The organism is Labrenzia sp. R5_0 (genome assembly GCF_017743835.1).
Classification (GTDB): Bacteria; Pseudomonadota; Alphaproteobacteria; order Rhizobiales; family Stappiaceae; genus Roseibium; species Roseibium algicola.
On the sequence record NZ_JAGHRK010000001.1, the window covers coordinates 567,571 to 585,631 of the forward strand.

Sequence of the window (18,061 nt, forward strand, 5' to 3'; positions counted from 1 at the left end):
CGACGCAATCCGGCACCGGCTCGCTCTGGCGGACTGTGAAGCCAAGCGCCGCGGCTGGTCAGACTTTTATCGAGACGTTCAACAGGCGCATGGGGGTGCACCGTGATGGGAGAGACTGTTTCTCTCGATACGATTTTTCAGGAAATGGGAAGGATACGCGAACAGGTAGAAAGCAATCGCAAGGAATCTTCCGAAGGCCGGCGCCGTACCTATGATGCAATACGGGACGTCAAAACCCAGATAACCGATGTCTCCATAAAACAAGACGAGCAAGGGCGTCGGCTGGGTTCCGTTGAAGAGCGTCTTGAAAAGCATGACGCGACGGTGACCAAAGTTCAAACATTGACAATCAAAGCCGAAACGGCGGGCTGGATCGGGCAGCGTTTGTTGTCGGTCGGGGGGTGGGTCCTTGCTGCGGCAGTTCTTGTTGTCACCAATTGGGAAAAACTGCTGTCGGCCGTCAAGGCTCTGGGAAAGTAACCGTCGAGAATTTTTCTTGGGAGGCCGGGCCTAAAGGTTCCGGCCTTTCGTGTTTGAGGGCCTAGAACTCTTGCTTCTTCGTCAGCCCGTACCAAGTCACTGGGCTGCTGGCCTGTTTGAAGTTTGGCCGTGTCTCGACCCGTCTGTTCCCGCACCTGGCGCAGCGAAAACGTCGGCGCTTCGATAGCTCGTTGATGATTTCCCGATCGTCAAAGGCTTCCAGTTCCAAAACAGTCATGTTCGCGCAGCGCAGGCAGTGAACCTGGACACCGTCGCAGCGTTCGCGGGCGTCGGCGATCGTGATTGATTTTCCTTCAGGCTGCTTTCTCACAACTTGGACTTTCTGCGTTTGACGCAGGAGGCCCGGAGCGCGGTAACGCTCCGGACTGCCGGCACCTATCCGCCAAGATTGAAGCCGGCCCGATGGCACTAAGCATTCCACCGCCCCCGCGATCAGCCCTCTAGGGCCGATTCTGCGTGCTGCAGACCGGGGCTTATTGGAAGGCAATTCACATGGAGTCAAACTTATTTGGTCAACGCGAGGGCGCCGGCGTCAATCCTGTTGCGCCCTGGATGGGCGGCAAGCGTGCCTTGGCAAAGCGCCTGGTGCGCATCATTGCCAGCGTTGAACACGAAACTTACGCGGAACCGTTTGTCGGCATGGGCGGTGTTTTTCTGCGCCGGCGGGTCGCGCCCAAAAGCGAAGTGATCAACGATTATTCCGGCGAGGTGGTGAACCTCTTCCGGATTTTGCAGCGGCACTATCCGCAGTTCCTGGACTGCCTCAAGTTCCAGATTACGAGCCGGCGGGAATTCGAGCGGTTACAGAAGGTCGATCCTTCGACGCTGACCGACCTGGAGCGGGCGGCGCGGTTCCTTTACCTGCAGCGCACAGCGTTTGGCGGCAAGGTGGTGAAGCAGAGCTTTGGTGTGCGCGGCGACGGCGCGGCATCATTCAATCTCTTGAAGCTCGCGCCGATGCTGGAAGATGTGCATGAGCGCCTGGCTGGCGTGATCATCGAAAACTTGCCGTTTCAAGATTTCATTGAGCGTTACGATCGACCTGATGCACTATTGTACTGCGATCCGCCTTACTTCGGGTGTGAAACCGATTATGGTACCGGGATGTTTAGCCGGAGTGACTTTGCAGCCTTGGCGGGCCAGCTTCGGTCGATTAAGGGCAAGGCCCTGGTTTCGATCAATGACACACCCGAGATACGAAATGTGTTTGAGGGGTTCGTGCAAAAATCGGTCAATGTCACCTATACCTTGGCTGCATCGACCTCGCGGGAATTCGGCGAATTGATCATCGCCAACTTCGAGCATCCGCTGTTGAGAGAGGGGGCCGCGCCTTAGGGCGCGGCTTTCGTCGTTTCAGGGCTGAGTAAAATCTGTCAGGTCGAGCGGCTTGCCGTCCTGGAATTCGGGCGGGATTGGATCGGTCTGCGCCGACCTGGTCGCGCACGCTACAACAGATAAAAGAGACGCAGCTACCACGGCCGCGCCGAGTCGGCGCGAGAACAGACCCAAAACCCGCGTGTCAAAAACGTGCCAGAATAGACGCACAATCCTGCTTTGTTCTGCAGTGTTCTGCATTTTGGCAGTCTTGGGTGTTTTGGAATTTCTGTTATTTATCAGATGGTTGATGGTGCTGCCGGAGAGATTTGAACTCTCGACCTCTCCCTTACCAAGGGAGTGCTCTACCCCTGAGCTACGGCAGCATCTGGCTTGTCTTTGGGACAGGCGCGGCGTCGAACTTTTTTGCTTGAAAAGCTTGAGTTGCAAGACGCAAGTGCTGGTGCCGATCAGCGGCGCCGACCGGAATGAGGGGGCTTTTGCCATAAGACCTTCGGGGACGCAAGCAGTGTTTTGGGATTTTTTTCCGCGGTCATTTGCTCCCTCCCGTCAAAGCCGGGACGATTGAAGGGTTGGCGCGGCAAAGCTGGTGCTTTTGGCCCTGTTTCGCCTGTGGATATTAAGCAATCCTGCCGGTCGAGGCGCAGAGCAGATTGGCCTTTTCGGGAGAGGGGAGACTGGCCCTCGCCGAAAGGCGTGTGGAAGCAGCGTCCGGGGAAATCCGAAGTTTGGGAACAGGGAAGACTGAAGGCGGGGTTCTGCACCGCGTGCAGGCTTCTTGGCGCGATGCTGCTTATCTCTGGTCCGGGGCGGCAAGGCCGCGGACACGTTTTAGGCAGCGAAAGGAAGACCGAATGCTGCTGAAGCTGGCAGGGTTAGCGGCAAACAATGCGGAAGACACAAGACGCCTAGGCAAGCTGCGGGCAGCTTGCTAGACAAATGAATCACAGGATCATCACACAGGCGCGCCATGGGCGAAAAAGACCAGCAGCACAAGTCCGCTGAAAGCGGCGGCGGAAAACCCGGCAAGCAGACAGGCGAAAAGGCCTCGGACAAAGCCGGGGCGAAATCCCGCGAAGACCGGCTGGCCGAAGCCTTGAGAGCCAATCTGCGCCGCCGCAAGTCTGCTGCCAAGACGCGGGACGCCGACTGAGGGCCACCAGCCGGATGTTCGGCAGGACTGTATCGCCCCAAAATTGCCCGGTCGCAGCCGGTTGCGCGCCTTGCATGGGCCATAACTTGCGTGTAGACCGCACGCTTGATGTGAGTTTCTTGACGTATGCAAAGGGATGGCCGTGCGGTGAGCACGGTCCTGTTCGGGGAAAAACATGGACAGTATCAAGGTCGTTGGCGGTGCGGAACTGAATGGTGTCATTCCGATTTCCGGCGCGAAGAATGCGGCACTGCCGCTGATGATCGCATCGCTCCTGACGGATGAGACCCTGACGCTGTCGAATGTGCCGCGCCTTCGCGACGTTGCCCAGCTTATGCAGATCCTGTCCAATCACGGGGTTGATTACTCGGTGAACGGCAAGCGTAGCGGCCAGGATGACCTTGCCGGACAGACGCTGAACCTGACCGCCCGTGAAATCGTCGACACGACCGCGCCTTATGAGCTGGTTTCCAAGATGCGTGCCAGCTTCTGGGTAATCGGACCGTTGGTTGCCCGCAGCCATGAGGCGCGGGTCTCGCTGCCTGGCGGCTGTGCGATCGGCACGCGGCCGGTAGACTTCTTCATCGACGGTCTGGCAGCGCTCGGCGCCGAGATCGAGATCGACGGCGGCTATGTAATCGTCAAGGCCCCGGGCGGGCTGAAAGGTGCTCGCGTCGAGTTTCCGAAGGTTTCCGTCGGTGCAACCCACACCATCATGATGGCGGCGACGCTGGCCAGTGGTGAGACGGAAATCGTCAATGCTGCGCGTGAGCCGGAAGTCGTCGATCTTGCCAAGTGCCTGAAGGCCATGGGCGCGAAGATCGAGGGTGAAGGCACATCGACCATCCGCATCCAGGGTGTGCCGCGCCTTCATGGTGCGCATCACGCGGTTGTTCCGGACCGGATTGAAACGGGCACCTATGCCATGGCTGTTGCCATGACCGGTGGTGACGTTCTGTTGCAAGGCGCCCGTTCGGACCTTCTGGAAACGGCGCTCGAGACACTTCGCCAGACCGGCGCGGACATTACGGAGACCGCCGACGGCATCAAGGTTTACCGCAACGGCAACGGCATCCAGCCGGTGGATATCACCACCGAACCGTTCCCGGGCTTTCCGACCGACCTGCAGGCCCAGTTCATGGCCCTGATGACGAAGGCCGGCGGCACCAGTCGGATTACCGAAACCATTTTTGAAAACCGTTTCATGCACGTGCAGGAACTGGCCCGCCTCGGTGCCCAGATCCATGTGGACGGCCGCACGGCAATGATCGAAGGCGTCTCGACCTTGCGCGGTGCTCCGGTCATGGCAACGGATCTGCGGGCGTCCGTCTCGCTGGTTATTGCCGGTCTGGCAGCAGAAGGCGAAACGACGGTCAGCCGTGTCTATCACCTCGACCGCGGGTTTGAGCGTCTGGAAGACAAACTGACCCGCTGCGGCGCGAAGATCGAGCGCATCTCGGCCTGATAAAGCCATCGGATTACGGTGTGAAAGCATGGGCGGCGTGGACTGCGCCGCACCCCATGTAATGCATTTTTCGCGAAATCTACTGAGCCGTTTGCCGCTTGATCACCCGGCCTCGTGACGTGAAAGAGGGGCCGGGACCGCCGCTGCCACTGGTCATGATGGCTTCTGCGATGGGGCTGAGGGCACCACTATCCGACGACCACACGAGCAGGAAATTCGCCCCGACGCCGCCAGTGGTGTCGTTGATCGGGATCAGCACTGTTTTCGACTGCAGGGGCGCAAGGTCCACCGGCGCATCAAGCAGAGTGCGCAGCAAGGTGCCATCCTCGTTGTGATAATCGACCTGCTGCAACGTAATGGTGGCTTCAGGGTCGACATTGTGGATGGCAAGTGTTGCCGCCAGAAGGTCGGACCTGTTCGGGTGGGAAAAGACCCGCGAATAGGCCGGGACATATATGGTCTCACCCAGTACCTTCTCGGTAAAATCCTGTGACTGGACATCCATCGGCGTCTGGAAAAGAAGCAGGCTGCCTGCCAGCAGACCGAGGCAGGTGGATCGTTTCAGCATTACGTGCCCATGCGTTCGTGTGATGGTAGGGTGTCGCCCTGATGGTACTGGCGTCACTTTCCAGAATGCGTGCCCTGATTGCAAGACGGAAGGCAGATGGCAGGTGATTACAATTCGACGCTTGGATAACCTGCGGGACGATGTTGGAGCGACTGCATGAATGCACAGACAATCCGGTTTTTGGTCCAACTGGCCTTTGCCTTCGCGGCACTGTTCGCTGTTGTCCTTGTTCCGGCGCCCTACGGGCCGTCTCTGGGCTTCTTCCTGCTTGTGTTCGGGCTCTGGCTGGGCCGGCGGATCTTCCGGCGGATTGCATCGCTGGACGAGGTCAAGGCGGATCTGCGCCAGCGGGTGGATGAAGGCCCTTGAGGGCTCCACGGTGCCGCAAGGCATGTTTCAGGGCATTGGAGATTGCCAAAACCGTTATTCCCCATTAGGCAACAGCCTTGGGACCGGGCAGAAAGTCGCTTATATGCGTCCTGCCAGACAACGCATGACCGGATCAGAACAAGAGCAAATGGACCAGCTGAAACTTGCCGCCCTTGACCAGGAAGACCTTCAGGTTCTTTCCGCCCATCTGCAGGACGCGGTGATCACCATCGCGGATATCCGCTATCTGCCGAAGGAGCAGAAGGCCGTGTTCGTGCTGAACCGGTTCGTGTGGGACAAGGAAGCCGACAAGCGATCGAAGGAACATGAGCGCCGCCGCACGGCGCTGGCCTTTGCGCAGGTCAAGGCCATGAAGGCCCAGAACATCAACCAGAAGGCCAAGGGTGCCGTCCTGGAATTGCTCGCCGTGACCTTCGAGCCGGGCGAAGAGCCGGCCGGCATGATCCAGCTCGCTTTCGCAGGTGGTGGCAGCCTTGCGCTCGAGGTGGACTGCATCGAGGCACAACTGTCGGACCTGGGCGCCGCATGGTCCACGCCGAACCTGCCGCAACACGACCTCAGCTGACCGCCCGCACGGAATGACAGACGGTGCAAGGCACCGCACAAGATGGAGAATTGCGTGGTTCTACGCCTTAACATCAACGACGCCCGCTTCGAAGACCATTTCAAGGCTCTCCTTTCCGGCAAACGGGAAGTGTCGGAGGATGTCGACCAGATCGTCCGGGACATTCTCGAGCGTGTTCGCACCGAAGGCGACAAGGCAGTCCTCGACTATACGGCAAGGTTCGACCGGCTGCAGGCCGAGAGCATGGCCGAACTGACGGTGTCCGCCGCAGAAATTGATGCCGCGCTTGCAAAGGTGCCGCAGGAGACGTTGGACGCCCTGCAGCTTGCCCACGACCGCATTCACGCCCACCATGCCCGCCAGATGCCGAAGGACGACCGCTACACAGATCCCATCGGCGTGGAACTCGGTTCGCTCTGGACCGCTGTCGAGGCTGTTGGCATTTATGTGCCCGGTGGTACCGCAAGCTACCCGAGTTCGGTTCTGATGAATGCCGTGCCGGCCAAGGTCGCAGGCGTGGAACGCATCGTCATGGTGGTTCCGAGCCCGGACGGGGTGTTGAACCCGCTGGTGCTGGCTGCCGCCAGAATTGCCGGTGTCACGGAAATCTATCGTATTGGCGGTGCACAGGCCGTTGCTGCTCTCGCCTATGGAACGCAGACCATTGCCCCGGTCGCCAAGATCGTCGGTCCGGGCAATGCCTTTGTGGCGGCTGCCAAGCGCCGTGTCTTCGGCACTGTCGGCATCGACATGATCGCGGGCCCGTCCGAAGTGCTGATCCTGGCCGACAGCGGCAACAATGCCGACTGGCTTGCTGCCGATCTGCTGGCACAGGCCGAACATGATACCGCTGCGCAGTCGATCCTGATCACCGACAGCGAAGATCTTGCGAGCCAGGTGGAAGCTGCCGTCGAAGCGCAGTTGAAAACGTTGCCGCGAGAAGATGTTGCCCGTGCCAGCTGGCAGGATTACGGAGCAATCATCCTGGTGGACGATCTGGAGGCGGCAATGCCGCTAGCCAACCGAATTGCTCCCGAACACCTGGAACTTGCCGTTGCCGATCCGGAAGCGCTTCTGAAAAAGGTGCGCAACGCAGGCGCCGTGTTCCTGGGCCATTATACGCCTGAAGCCATTGGCGACTATGTCGGCGGCTCCAATCATGTGTTGCCGACCGCGCGGTCGGCTCGCTTTTCGTCGGGTCTGAGCGTGCTGGAATTCGTCAAACGCACCTCGATCCTGAAATGCAATGCGGATAATCTGCGTCAGCTCGGGCCGGCGGCAATCGCTCTTGGTGAATCAGAGGGGTTGTCGGCGCACGCGCGCTCTGTTTCCATCAGACTGAATTTATAGCTCCCGATTTGAAGAAGAGGCTTCGACCAGATGAGCGAACCGCACCCGGATCCCGAACCGCAGCAAACCGGCGGAAAGCTGGTTGATGTGGTTTTGGACGAAGCCTCTATCGCCCGGTCCACACCGGAAGTGGAGCATGACCGTGCTGTTGCGATCTACGACCTGATTGAGGAAAACGCGTTTCAGCCCGTCGGGCATCCGCCTGCGAGCTATGTTCTCAACCTGTCGGTAATCGAAAAGAAGCTGGTTTTCCGGATCAGGACCGATGACGACAAGGAAGTCGTCACTCATGTTTTGTCACTGTCTCCGCTGCGCAAGATCGTCAAGGACTACGACCTGATCTGCGAAAGCTATTACGAGGCCATCCGCCACGCGACACCGAGCCAGATCGAGGCGATCGACATGGGGCGGCGCGGGGTGCACAACGAAGGTTCTGCCATTTTGATGGAGCGGCTGGAAGGGAAGATAGAAGTCGACATGCAGACGGCACGACGGCTGTTTACCCTCGTTTACGCCTTGCACTGGAAGGGCTGACGGATATGGCCGGGCCGGGCATGCGTCCGACTGCGGTGCTTTTTGCCTGCGGAATGAATTCCGTTCGCTCGCCCATGGCCGAGGCTCTGACGGCCAAACTCTTTCCCGGCCAGATTTATGTGCGTTCCGCCGGTGTCCGTTCCGGCAAGGTTGACCCGTTCGTGGACGCGGTCATGGCCGAAATAGGCGTCGACATGAGCCGGCACACGCCGAAGACATTCGAGGATCTGGACGAATCCGGGTTCGATCTTGTGGTCACTCTCGCTCCCGAGGCACACCACAAGGCGCTTGACATGACGAGAACGGAATCGGTCGAAGTCGAATACTGGCCAACTCTCGATCCGACCCTTGCCACCGGCAGCCGGGAGCAGATCCTGGGCGAATACCGGGCAGTGCGCGATCAGCTCATGATGCGCATCAAGAAGCGCCTGGACTGGGCGCCGCCGCCAAGCGGCTGAATCTGAAGGAACAAGATGAAATTCGAAATCACGTCCCCGGTCCTGACGGACCGGCTGGTACTGCGTCCCATGGAGCAAGGCGATGCGGAGGCACTTCATGCCTACCAGTCTCTGCCGGAGGTTGCTCGTTTCCAGTTCTGGGAACCACGGAGCCTGGAGGAAATCCGGTCGAAACTGACCAAATGGGCGGACATGAAGTGCCTGGATGGTGAAGGGACACTGGCCTTCGCGGTAGAGGAAAGGAAGGACGGTGGTGTCATCGGTGACGTTTCGCTGAGGGTGACGAACGTGGAGGCGCGCCAGGGCACGATCGGGTTCACATTGAACCCTCAATATCAGGGCAGGGGCTTTGCCATGGAGGCTGGCCGCGCGCTGCTGCGTATGGGGTTCGGGGATCTCGGACTACACCGCATCTTTGCCAGCTGCGACGCCCGCAACAATGCGTCCTGGGGAGTGATGGAACGCCTGGGCATGCGCAGGGAGGCCCATTTTCGCGAGCATGCCCTGTTCAAGGGTGGTTGGGACGAAGAGTTCTATTACGCAATTCTTGAAGATGAGTGGCGTGAACAGCAGGAAAATGCCGGGTTTTCCGGCGTAAATCCGGCAGGAAATGGCGATCGCAGGCAGTGATGCATAGGATCTGGCAGTTTCTTTGCATAGCGGTGGAAAGAAAGGTTCACTTTCTGCCGCTAATCCGTTAGTTTCCCCGGCACCCGCGGGCAGGGCCCGCTTTATTCAGGATATCAAATGGCCAAAGAAGAAGCTCTGGAGTTTCCGGGCGTCGTAACAGAACTGTTGCCGAACGCGACGTTCCGCGTAAAACTGGAAAATGATCACGAAATTATTGCCCACACGGCAGGGCGTATGCGCAAGAACCGTATCCGCGTACTGGCGGGCGACAAGGTTCTTGTCGAAATGACCCCGTATGATCTTACCAAGGGGCGGATCACCTACCGCTTCAAGTAAGCGGATCCTTCAAGGTGACCCCGGCTGCAAGGCTCGCTCTTAGATGACCAATGCCCCTCAGTTGATCCTGGCCTCCGCCTCGCCGCGCCGCCTCGCGCTGCTGCAGCAGATCGGACTGGAGCCGGATCACCTCCTGCCGGCCGATATCGACGAAACGCCGAAGAAGCATGAAACACCGCGCAGTCTTGCGCTGCGCCTTGCACGTGCAAAGGCTGAAGCCGTTCGTCAGATGGCCGATGCGTCCGAAGCGATGCAGGACAGTGTGGTGCTGGCTGCCGATACCGTGGTTGCGGTCGGCCGCCGGGCCTTGCCCAAGGCGGAGCTGACCGATCAGGCGCTCATGTGCCTGTCTCTCCTGTCGGGCCGTGGCCACCGGGTGTTCACCGGGGTGGCCGTTGCAGAGGCAAACGGCAAGGTCCGTTCCAAGCTTGTCGAAACCCGCGTGCGGTTCAAACGCCTGACGCGCAAGGACATGGACGACTATATTTCCTCCGGCGAGTGGCGTGGCAAGGCAGGCGGATATGCCATTCAGGGGCTCGCGGGAAGTTTTGTCGTCAAACTGGTCGGGTCCTACCCGGCGGTGGTCGGACTGCCCCTGGTGGAAACCGCGAACCTGCTGAGTTCAGCCGGATACCCTGTGCATCAGGGCTGGGCGACAGCGGCAGCCTGAAGCTGTCGAGATCGTATTCGGCAAGCCGATGATCCATCACCGGCTGCCTTTTCAGCAGTTGGCGCGAAGCAGAAATCCGGAGAGTGAAATGGCCGAAAGCCAGAAACCCGAACGGCGCATGCGCCCCTGTCCAATCTGCTCGAAATTGTCGACGCCGGACGATTATCCGTTCTGCTCGGATCGCTGTGCCAAGATCGATCTGAACCGCTGGTTCTCCGAGGGGTACACCATACCCGTGGTGGAAACCGACGATATCGACGAGAGCAATTTCCCGGACGAAGACCGCTTCTGACAGGTCCAGGTGCGCCATGTGATCCGCCGGTTCGTTTGCCGGCGAAGCAGGTGCGAAGGCCTTGCCGGTATTCCAGGCAGAACTCGGCGCCTCAGTGCTCCTCTCCTGAAAATCTTCTCAAAAGTCCCTGAAAACCGCCCGCCACCGGAGTTTTCGGGAAGCCTTGCCATTTGCCTGTTCAGCCGGCTGCCACGGAACTTGGCTCGGCAGAGTTGGCGGGATTGAGCTATTTTTAGGCAGCGCTGCAAAAATATTTATCCAGCAAAATTTTTTTCAGTTTCATGCCGCCAAACACTTGCAGCTGTCATAAAACTGCACCAAGATCTTTTTATACCGGCGATCCTGACGCCCTGAATTCCGGTTTTGTCCGGTAGGGTTGATGCCTTTTGTTGAGGGGCGTACGGGGTTTTTAAGAACACCGGGAAGCCGGCGTCAGGCGTCTCGTTCCTGATACGGCATAACCAACCTATCCAAGGGCGAGGGTCCGATGAAAAAACGTTTTCTGAGCGCCGCAGTGCTGTCCGTGACCACGGCACTGTCGACGGCAGCCTATGCCGATTATTCGCTGACGATCTTGCATACCAACGACTTCCACAGCCGTATCGAGCCGATCAACAAGTACGATTCGACCTGCGGTGAAGAGGACAATGCAGAAGGCAAATGCTTCGGTGGCACGGCGCGCCTCGACACGATCATCAAGGATCGCCGCGCGGCCAGCAACAACACGATCCTCGTCGACGGTGGTGACCAGTTCCAGGGCACGCTGTTCTATACCTATTACAAGGGCAAGGCTGCCGCCGAGTTCATGAACAAACTCGGCTACGACGGAATGACCGTCGGCAACCATGAATTTGATGATGGACCTGAAGTCTTGCGCGGGTTCATGGATGCGGTGGAGTTTCCGGTCCTGATGTCCAACGCGGATGTGTCGAAGGAGCCTCAGCTTGCCGACGTGCTGAAGCCTTCGATCGTCATCGAACGCGGCGGTGAGAAGATCGGCCTGATCGGCCTGACGCCGGAAGATACCGATGAACTGGCTAGCCCCGGCGCGAATATTTCCTTCACCGATCCGGTTGCGGCCGTAACCCGCGAAGCGGAGAAACTTGCTGCCGAAGGCGTCAACAAGATCATCGTCCTCAGCCACTCCGGCTATAACGTCGACAAGGAAGTTGCTGCCAAGGCACCTGGCATCGACGTGATTGTCGGCGGCCACTCCAACACTTACCTGTCCAACACGTCGGACGATGCCGAAGGCCCGTATCCGACCATGATCGACGGTCCGGATGGAACGCCGACCGCCGTCGTTCAGGCCTACGCCTACGGCAAGTTCCTGGGCGAGCTGAACGTGACCTTTGACGACAATGGCGTCATCACGGAAGCTGCCGGTGAGCCGATCATCATCGACAACACCATCGTCGAAAATCCGGAACTTGTTTCCCGCATCAAGGAACTCGCCGAACCGCTCGACGAAATCCGCAAGCAAGTCGTTGCCCAGGCCGATGCTCCCATCGGCGCCGACCGGGAAGTCTGCCGGGCCCAGGCTTGCGAAATGGGGATCCTGGTCGCAGATGCCATGCTTGATCGCGTCAAGGGCCAGGGTGTCCAGATCGCCATCCAGAACGGCGGTGGTCTGCGTGCCTCCATCGACGCCGGTGAGATCACCAAGGGCGAAGTCCTGACGGTGCTGCCGTTCCAGAACACGCTGTCCACTTTCGAACTCAAGGGCTCCGATGTGATCGCGGCTCTTGAAAACGGTGTCAGCCAGGTGGAAGAGGGCGCGGGCCGTTTCCCGCAAGTCGCCGGTCTTAAGTATTCCTTCGACAAGACCAAACCTGCCGGGGAGCGGGTCTCCGATGTCATGGTGATGGAAGGCGACAGCTACGTCCCGCTGGATCCGGAAAAGGTCTACGGCGTGGTGTCCAACAACTACATGCGCGGTGGCGGCGACGGCTACAAGATCTTCGCGACCAACGGCATGAACGCCTATGACTTCGGACCGGACCTGGCCGATGTGGTTTCCGACTATCTTGCGGGCAAGAACGGTTACTCAGCCTATACAGACGACAGGATCACCGTAAAATAAGATCTACAGGATCGTTGATGACTGTCAGAAGCGCGCCATTCGTGGCGCGCTTCTTTCGTTTGCACGTCTGTAATTGGGGGAGATCGGGTGCGTACCGCAGGATAGAGGTGATGACTTGACTGTGGGCCAGAGAGCCTCCGACCACGTGCCTTGTTGCGACAGATGCCCGGATATATGTGACACAGTACGAAACGTTTTTGGTCAGGCTCGGGAAAGGTATTGTTTTTCAGAGGGTTAGTGGGGTCGAAAGTTTTCAACAGGTGAGGTGAGGCCGTTCGGCAAAAAACTTTGCCGGGGTGCTGGACAAGGTTTCAGGGAGCCTCTATAAGGACCGGGCTTTCAGCGAACGGGGCTCGCCCCGGACCACTTGCAAGGCACGCCCAGATAGCTCAGTTGGTAGAGCAGCGGATTGAAAATCCGCGTGTCGCTGGTTCGATTCCGGCTCTGGGCACCACTCTCCCTCCACAGTTTGTCAAGTTTTTCAAGACGTTGCATCGCTTCGGCTTGCGATCCGCAATCACGCGATTATCGTTTCGCCCGTGATTGCCCGCAGGACTTCACGTGCCACGATCCGGGCGACAGGCGTCAGAACCTGGCCTTTTCGGGTCAGGAAGGAATAGGTCTCAACCGACAAGGTGAGATCGCTTTCAAGGGCCGTGATCGTGCCCGGACTTCCGTCTGCATTTTCAGCAAAGCTTGAGGCAACCGATTGGGCGACAGCGGCAATCGCGTTGGTACGCTGCACAGTCGTAACCGTGAACAGGAACGAAGACGTCGTCAGCACCTTGGTGGGCAGTCCAAGCCCCTTGTCGCGCAATGCCTGTTCCGTCGTGGTGCGGATCGGGGCGCCAACAGGAGGAAGCACCCAGTCAAAACCCAATAGGGCTTCTGCAGGCACAGGTGCTGCGAGGCGGGTCAGCGGATGATCCGTCCGGGCGACCAGACAGGCAGGTTCACGCAGGAGAGGGCGTTCCTCAAACAGGTCCGGATCTTCATCCACCGGCACGCGGCTGAGGGAAAAGTCGAGCCGCCCGTCCTCCAGCATAGGTGCCAGATCGAGACTGGGACCGACCTCCACCGAAATGGAAATATCAGGGTAGCTGAGGCGCACGTGACGTATCGCGGGCAGGACATATTCGATTGCAGGGCCCGTCACCGACCCGATGCTGACGTGCCCGCTCTGGCCGGACTTGTGCTGTTCGATATCGCGCCCCGCATCGGCAAACTCCTGCAGGATGCGCACACAGCGTTCGGCCAGTTTGTGGCCGATGTCGGTCAACTCGATTCCGCGGCCCGATCGCACGTAAATGTCGGCTTCTGCCACGCGCTCAACCTCGGAGATCAGACGCGAAGCGGCCGGTTGCGACATGCCGAGAGCGCTTGCTGCGTCGGTGAGCCGAGTGTGTTTTGCAAGCTCCGCGAGCAATCGCAAGTGGGAGATTTTCATTCCCCGCCGCAGCAAGTCCAAGCTCATGGCCGATTTCCATTATTTCATATCAATTAAGGTATGTAATGATAATGAATAATAATTTGACCGTCATGTTACTTTTCCATTTTGTACTCCCCGGCATCAACCCGTGAATGCCTGTGACTGAATTGGGCCGGCTGGGATCCGGTCTGGGAGGACGATATGAAATTTGTTTCCAAGGCGCTTGTCGCGGTAGCGGCAGCAGCAACCCTTATGTCCGGCGTGGCGCTGACTGGCGCGGCAATGGCCCAGGACAAAGGCTCCATCGGCATCGCCATGCCGACGAAATCCTCGGCACGCTGGATCTCCGACGGCAATTCCATGGTCGAGCAGTTCACCGAAGCCGGCTATGAAGCAGACCTGCAATACGCAGAAGACGATATTCCGAACCAGCTCGCCCAGATCGAGAACATGATCACCAAGGGTGTGGACGTTCTGGTGATCGCAGCCATCGACGGCACCACGCTTTCCAACGCTCTTGAAAATGCGGCTGCATCCGGCATCAAGGTCATCGCCTACGACCGCCTGATTCGTGACAGTGGCGACGTCGACTATTACGCGACTTTCGACAACTTCAAGGTCGGTGTGCAGCAGGCAACGTCTCTCGTGAACGGCTTGAAAGAGCGGTTCGGCGACGGCCCCTACAATGTTGAACTCTTTGGCGGTTCTCCGGACGATAACAACGCCTACTTCTTCTACGACGGTGCGATGTCCGTTCTGCAGCCGCTGATCGACGATGGCACAATCGTCATTCAGTCCGGCCAGATGGGCATGGATACCGTCGGCACGCTGCGTTGGGACGGTGCAGTTGCACAGTCTCGCATGGATAACCTGTTGTCCGCTCACTACACCGACAAGCAGCTGCACGGCGCTCTCAGCCCGTATGACGGCCTGTCCATCGGCATCCTGTCTTCTCTCAAGGGTGTCGGCTACGGTTCCGGCGATCTGAAGATGCCGATCGTCACCGGTCAGGACGCCGAAGTCCCGTCCGTGAAGTCGATCCTGGCCGGCGAGCAGTACTCGACCGTTTTCAAGGATACCCGTGAACTTGCCCGCGTCACTGTCGGCATGGTTGATGCCCTGCTGGGTGGCGGCGAGCCGGAAATCAACGACACCACCACCTACGACAACGGTGTGAAGGTTGTTCCGTCCTACCTGCTGGAGCCGGTTTCTGTCGACGCCAGCAACTGGGAAGAGATCCTGATCGGCAGCGGTTACTACACTGCAGACCAGGTCAAATAAGAACGACAACACCCCGGAGCATCCTGCGTTCAACCGAGCGCACACCGGATGCTCCGCCACTTTGGACGTGATCAGCTTCAGGAAGATCGATCCCATCCGATTGATCTTCCGCTGGTCCGGCAGCACTTACCACCCATCGACACGGCAATTCCGCTCTTCCTCGCAGTCCTGGGAGAGCGGAATGGACCCGGACCCTGATTGTCCGGCTCGGTGGGCGGGTCTTTCCTCGGAATTCGGAGAACGGGGTCGATGGCACTCCTTTCCATGCAGAACATCAGCAAGACCTTTCCCGGCGTGAAGGCGCTGGACCGGGTCAATCTGGATGTCCAGAAGGGCGAAATTCACGCCGTCGTCGGCGAGAATGGCGCAGGCAAATCCACACTGATGAAGGTTCTGTCCGGCGTCTATCCGCACGGTCAATATGACGGCGAGATTGTTTTTGAAGGCGAACCGGCCCGGTTCTCCGGCATATCGGACAGTGAAAAGCAGGGCATCATCATCATTCACCAGGAACTTGCCCTGGTGCCGCAGCTTTCGATTGCCGAAAACATCTTCCTGGGCAACGAATGCGCCAGCAAGGGCGTGATCGACTGGCGGAAAACCAACCAGCGGACAGAAGAACTGCTCGCCAAGGTCGGTCTTTCGGAGGCCCCGACGACCAAGGTCGACTCCATCGGCGTCGGCAAGCAACAGCTTGTCGAAATCGCAAAGGCCCTGTCGAAGGACGTCAAGTTGTTGATCCTGGACGAACCGACGGCGGCGCTGCAGGAAAACGACAGCCGCAAGCTGCTTGATCTCATGCTGGAACTCAAGGCGCAGGGCGTCACCAGCATCATCATCTCGCACAAGCTCAACGAAGTCCGATATGTCGCGGACAGCGTTACGGTGATCCGTGACGGCATGACCGTGTCGAACCTCGACGCCAAGGCAGGCCTGAGCGAGGACGATATCGTCCGCGACATGGTCGGCCGGGACATGACACATCGGTTCCCGGAGCACAGCCGAACCCCGGGCGATGTCCTGATGGAAGTCACGGACTGGTCCGTCTGGCATCCCGAACATTCCGAACGGCGCGTGATCAAGAACGCTTCCTTCAATGTCCGGGCTGGCGAGGTCGTCGGCATTGCCGGGCTGATGGGATCGGGCCGGACCGAACTGGCCATGTCCATCTTCGGCCGGTCCTATGGCCGTAACATCAGCGGATCGGTGAAGCTCAAGGGCCAGCCGATTGATGTCAGCACCGTGGACCGGGCAATTGCAGCCGGCATCTCCTACGTCACCGAAGACCGCAAGGCCCTCGGGCTGGTTCTGGACGAGACGATCCGGTTCAACACGACGCTTGCCAACCTGAACGGCGTTTCCTCCGGGCCCATCCTCAAGCGCAACGAGGAAACCCGCGTTGCCGAGAGATACCGGGAAGCGCTGGCGATCCGCACGCCGTCGGTGTTTCAGAAAACGGTCAACCTTTCCGGAGGCAATCAGCAGAAGGTGGTGTTGGCCAAATGGCTGTTCACCGCGCCGGAAGTGCTGATCCTGGACGAGCCGACCCGCGGCATCGACGTCGGCGCCAAATATGAAATCTACACCATCATCAACGACCTCGCCGCGCAGGGCAAAGGCGTGGTCATGATCTCGTCGGAAATGCCGGAACTGCTCGGCATGTGCGACCGGGTCTACGTCATGAACGAAGGGGCTCTCGTCGGTGAACTTGCCGCCGGCGATGCGAGCCAGGAGCGCATCATGTCGCTCATTGTCAACGAGTGAGAGAAAAACCCATGGAACTGGCTGATAGCGACACCAATGCGACGCCGGTCGTGAAGACCAAGGGCATCGGCGAGTATATCTCCTCGCATTTGCGGCAATACGGACTGCTGTTCGCGCTGATTGCGGTGATGGCCTTCTTCGAGGTGGTTACCGACGGCACGCTGCTGCGTGCAGTAAACATCACCAACCTGCTGCTGCAGAACTCCTACATCATCATCATGGCGCTCGGCATGCTGATCGTCATCGTCTCGGGCAACATCGACCTGTCGGTCGGCTCGGTGATGGGCTTCATCGGGGCGCTCGCCGCGGTCATGATCGTCAACTACGGCCAATCGCCGTACATCACGATGATCGTCTGCCTGGCCATCGGCGGACTGATCGGCGCGGCCCAGGGGTATTGGGTCGCCTATTGGAAAATACCGTCCTTCATTGTGACGCTGGCAGGCATGCTTGTCTTCCGCGGCTTGTCGCTCTGGCTTCTCGAAGGTCAGTCGGTGGGGCCGTTCCCGAAGGAATTCCAGATCATTGCCACCGGGTTCGTACCAGACATGTTTCCGGCCGGCATGGGGGAAGAACTGGCGGATCTCTTCGGTGCTCGCAAGGTCAATGTTCTTGCGCTCGCAACCGGTGTCGTGGCCGCAGCCCTTGTGGTCTGGATCGGCATGCGCCAGCGGGCACAGAACAAGGCCTACGGCATCGAGGATGAGCCGACGAGCTTCTTCATCGCCCGCAACGTGATCATTGCTGCGGCACTGGTGTTCGTGATGTTCAAGCTGTCCCTGTTCCGCGGCCTGCCGAATGTGCTCATCACCATGGGCGTCCTGACGATCATCTATGCCTTCATCACCGAAACGACGACGGTTGGCCGCCGGATCTACGCACTCGGCGGCAACCAGAAGGCTGCCAAACTGTCCGGCATCAAGACCGAACGACTGACCTTTCTGGCCTTCACCAACATGGGCGTTCTGGCTGCTGCCGCGGGTCTCGTATTCGCTGCACGTCTCAACACCGCAACGCCCAAGGCCGGCTTCGCATTGGAACTGGACGTGATTGCGGCCGTCTTCATCGGCGGGGCGTCCATGTCCGGCGGGGTTGGCACCATCATTGGCGCGGTCGTCGGAGCCTTCCTCATGGGCGTGCTCAACAACGGCATGTCGATCATGGGCATCGGTATCGACTACCAGCAGATGATCAAGGGCCTCGTGCTGCTCGCAGCCGTAATTTTCGACGTCTACAACAAGAACAAGCAGGGGTAAC

19 protein-coding genes and 2 tRNA genes are annotated in these 18,061 nt (G+C 59.0%); 18 read left to right on the forward strand and 3 right to left on the reverse strand.

What is annotated here, in order from left to right:
- Positions 1-105 precede the first annotated feature (105 nt).
- Positions 106-480 (forward strand): hypothetical protein, encoded by a 375-nt coding sequence (locus tag J7447_RS02625; RefSeq protein WP_152511165.1) that lies wholly within the window; start codon positions 106-108, stop codon positions 478-480.
- Positions 481-993: 513 nt separating this feature from the next.
- A complete protein-coding gene (locus tag J7447_RS02630) occupies positions 994-1,836 on the forward strand; it encodes a DNA adenine methylase (protein WP_209169361.1) in 843 nt (280 codons plus the stop codon).
- Positions 1,837-2,126: 290 nt separating this feature from the next.
- Here the strand turns inward: J7447_RS02630 and J7447_RS02635 are convergent.
- Positions 2,127-2,201 (reverse strand) — tRNA-Thr (locus tag J7447_RS02635).
- Positions 2,202-2,806: 605 nt separating this feature from the next.
- Here J7447_RS02635 and J7447_RS02640 point away from each other — a divergent pair.
- On the forward strand, positions 2,807-2,989 hold the full coding sequence (locus J7447_RS02640) for a hypothetical protein (protein WP_152507237.1): 183 nt from the start codon (positions 2,807-2,809) through the stop codon (positions 2,987-2,989).
- A gap of 175 nt (positions 2,990-3,164) precedes the next feature.
- On the forward strand, positions 3,165-4,454 hold the full coding sequence (gene murA, locus J7447_RS02645; RefSeq protein ID WP_209168674.1) for a UDP-N-acetylglucosamine 1-carboxyvinyltransferase: 1,290 nt from the start codon (positions 3,165-3,167) through the stop codon (positions 4,452-4,454).
- Positions 4,455-4,533: 79 nt separating this feature from the next.
- Here the strand turns inward: murA and J7447_RS02650 are convergent, their stop codons facing one another.
- Positions 4,534-5,022 (reverse strand): DUF3124 domain-containing protein, encoded by a 489-nt coding sequence (locus J7447_RS02650; protein ID WP_209168675.1) that lies wholly within the window; start codon positions 5,020-5,022, stop codon positions 4,534-4,536.
- A 156-nt stretch (positions 5,023-5,178) separates the two neighbouring features.
- On the opposite strand from J7447_RS02650, the gene J7447_RS02655 reads away from it, so the two are divergent.
- From J7447_RS02655 to J7447_RS02705, 11 genes are all read left to right on the forward strand, one after another.
- A complete protein-coding gene (locus J7447_RS02655) occupies positions 5,179-5,391 on the forward strand; it encodes a hypothetical protein (RefSeq protein ID WP_022999898.1) in 213 nt (70 codons plus the stop codon).
- 148 nt (positions 5,392-5,539) lie between these two features.
- On the forward strand, positions 5,540-5,977 hold the full coding sequence (locus J7447_RS02660) for a DUF2948 family protein (RefSeq protein ID WP_209168676.1): 438 nt from the start codon (positions 5,540-5,542) through the stop codon (positions 5,975-5,977).
- A 42-nt stretch (positions 5,978-6,019) separates the two neighbouring features.
- Positions 6,020-7,327, forward strand: a complete 1,308-nt coding sequence (gene hisD / locus J7447_RS02665) for a histidinol dehydrogenase (RefSeq protein WP_209168677.1) — start codon at positions 6,020-6,022, stop codon at positions 7,325-7,327.
- Between the two features lie 30 nt (positions 7,328-7,357).
- The gene (locus tag J7447_RS02670; RefSeq protein ID WP_022999901.1) at positions 7,358-7,861 is read left to right on the forward strand and encodes a UPF0262 family protein; all 504 of its coding nucleotides are present in this window, start codon (positions 7,358-7,360) and stop codon (positions 7,859-7,861) included.
- A 5-nt stretch (positions 7,862-7,866) separates the two neighbouring features.
- Positions 7,867-8,319, forward strand: a complete 453-nt coding sequence (locus J7447_RS02675) for an arsenate reductase ArsC (RefSeq protein ID WP_022999902.1) — start codon at positions 7,867-7,869, stop codon at positions 8,317-8,319.
- 15 nt (positions 8,320-8,334) lie between these two features.
- A complete protein-coding gene (locus J7447_RS02680; RefSeq protein ID WP_209168678.1) occupies positions 8,335-8,949 on the forward strand; it encodes a GNAT family protein in 615 nt (204 codons plus the stop codon).
- A gap of 117 nt (positions 8,950-9,066) precedes the next feature.
- Entirely contained in the window at positions 9,067-9,285 is a 219-nt protein-coding gene (gene infA, locus J7447_RS02685) for a translation initiation factor IF-1 (protein WP_006939340.1), read from the forward strand.
- A 43-nt stretch (positions 9,286-9,328) separates the two neighbouring features.
- A complete protein-coding gene (locus J7447_RS02690; RefSeq protein WP_006939342.1) occupies positions 9,329-9,955 on the forward strand; it encodes a Maf-like protein in 627 nt (208 codons plus the stop codon).
- 88 nt (positions 9,956-10,043) lie between these two features.
- Positions 10,044-10,247 carry a DNA gyrase inhibitor YacG gene (yacG, locus tag J7447_RS02695; protein ID WP_209168679.1) on the forward strand — a complete coding sequence of 68 codons (204 nt, stop codon included), beginning with the start codon at positions 10,044-10,046 and terminating at the stop codon, positions 10,245-10,247.
- A gap of 487 nt (positions 10,248-10,734) precedes the next feature.
- A complete protein-coding gene (locus J7447_RS02700; protein ID WP_209168680.1) occupies positions 10,735-12,330 on the forward strand; it encodes a bifunctional metallophosphatase/5'-nucleotidase in 1,596 nt (531 codons plus the stop codon).
- 378 nt (positions 12,331-12,708) lie between these two features.
- Positions 12,709-12,784 (forward strand) — tRNA-Phe (locus J7447_RS02705).
- A gap of 63 nt (positions 12,785-12,847) precedes the next feature.
- Here the strand turns inward: J7447_RS02705 and J7447_RS02710 are convergent.
- Positions 12,848-13,804, reverse strand: coding sequence for a LysR substrate-binding domain-containing protein (locus J7447_RS02710; protein ID WP_082444639.1), 957 nt, complete (start codon positions 13,802-13,804; stop codon positions 12,848-12,850).
- A gap of 156 nt (positions 13,805-13,960) precedes the next feature.
- Here J7447_RS02710 and chvE point away from each other — a divergent pair, with 156 nt between their 5' ends.
- The 3 genes from chvE (at position 13,961) to mmsB (ending at position 18,060) form a co-directional block, all read left to right on the forward strand.
- Positions 13,961-15,040 carry a multiple monosaccharide ABC transporter substrate-binding protein gene (gene chvE, locus J7447_RS02715; RefSeq protein ID WP_022999981.1) on the forward strand — a complete coding sequence of 360 codons (1,080 nt, stop codon included), beginning with the start codon at positions 13,961-13,963 and terminating at the stop codon, positions 15,038-15,040.
- 249 nt (positions 15,041-15,289) lie between these two features.
- Positions 15,290-16,804, forward strand: coding sequence for a multiple monosaccharide ABC transporter ATP-binding protein (gene mmsA, locus J7447_RS02720; RefSeq protein ID WP_022999982.1), 1,515 nt, complete (start codon positions 15,290-15,292; stop codon positions 16,802-16,804).
- 11 nt (positions 16,805-16,815) lie between these two features.
- The gene (gene mmsB / locus J7447_RS02725; protein ID WP_209168681.1) at positions 16,816-18,060 is read left to right on the forward strand and encodes a multiple monosaccharide ABC transporter permease; all 1,245 of its coding nucleotides are present in this window, start codon (positions 16,816-16,818) and stop codon (positions 18,058-18,060) included.
- Position 18,061 lies beyond the last annotated feature (1 nt).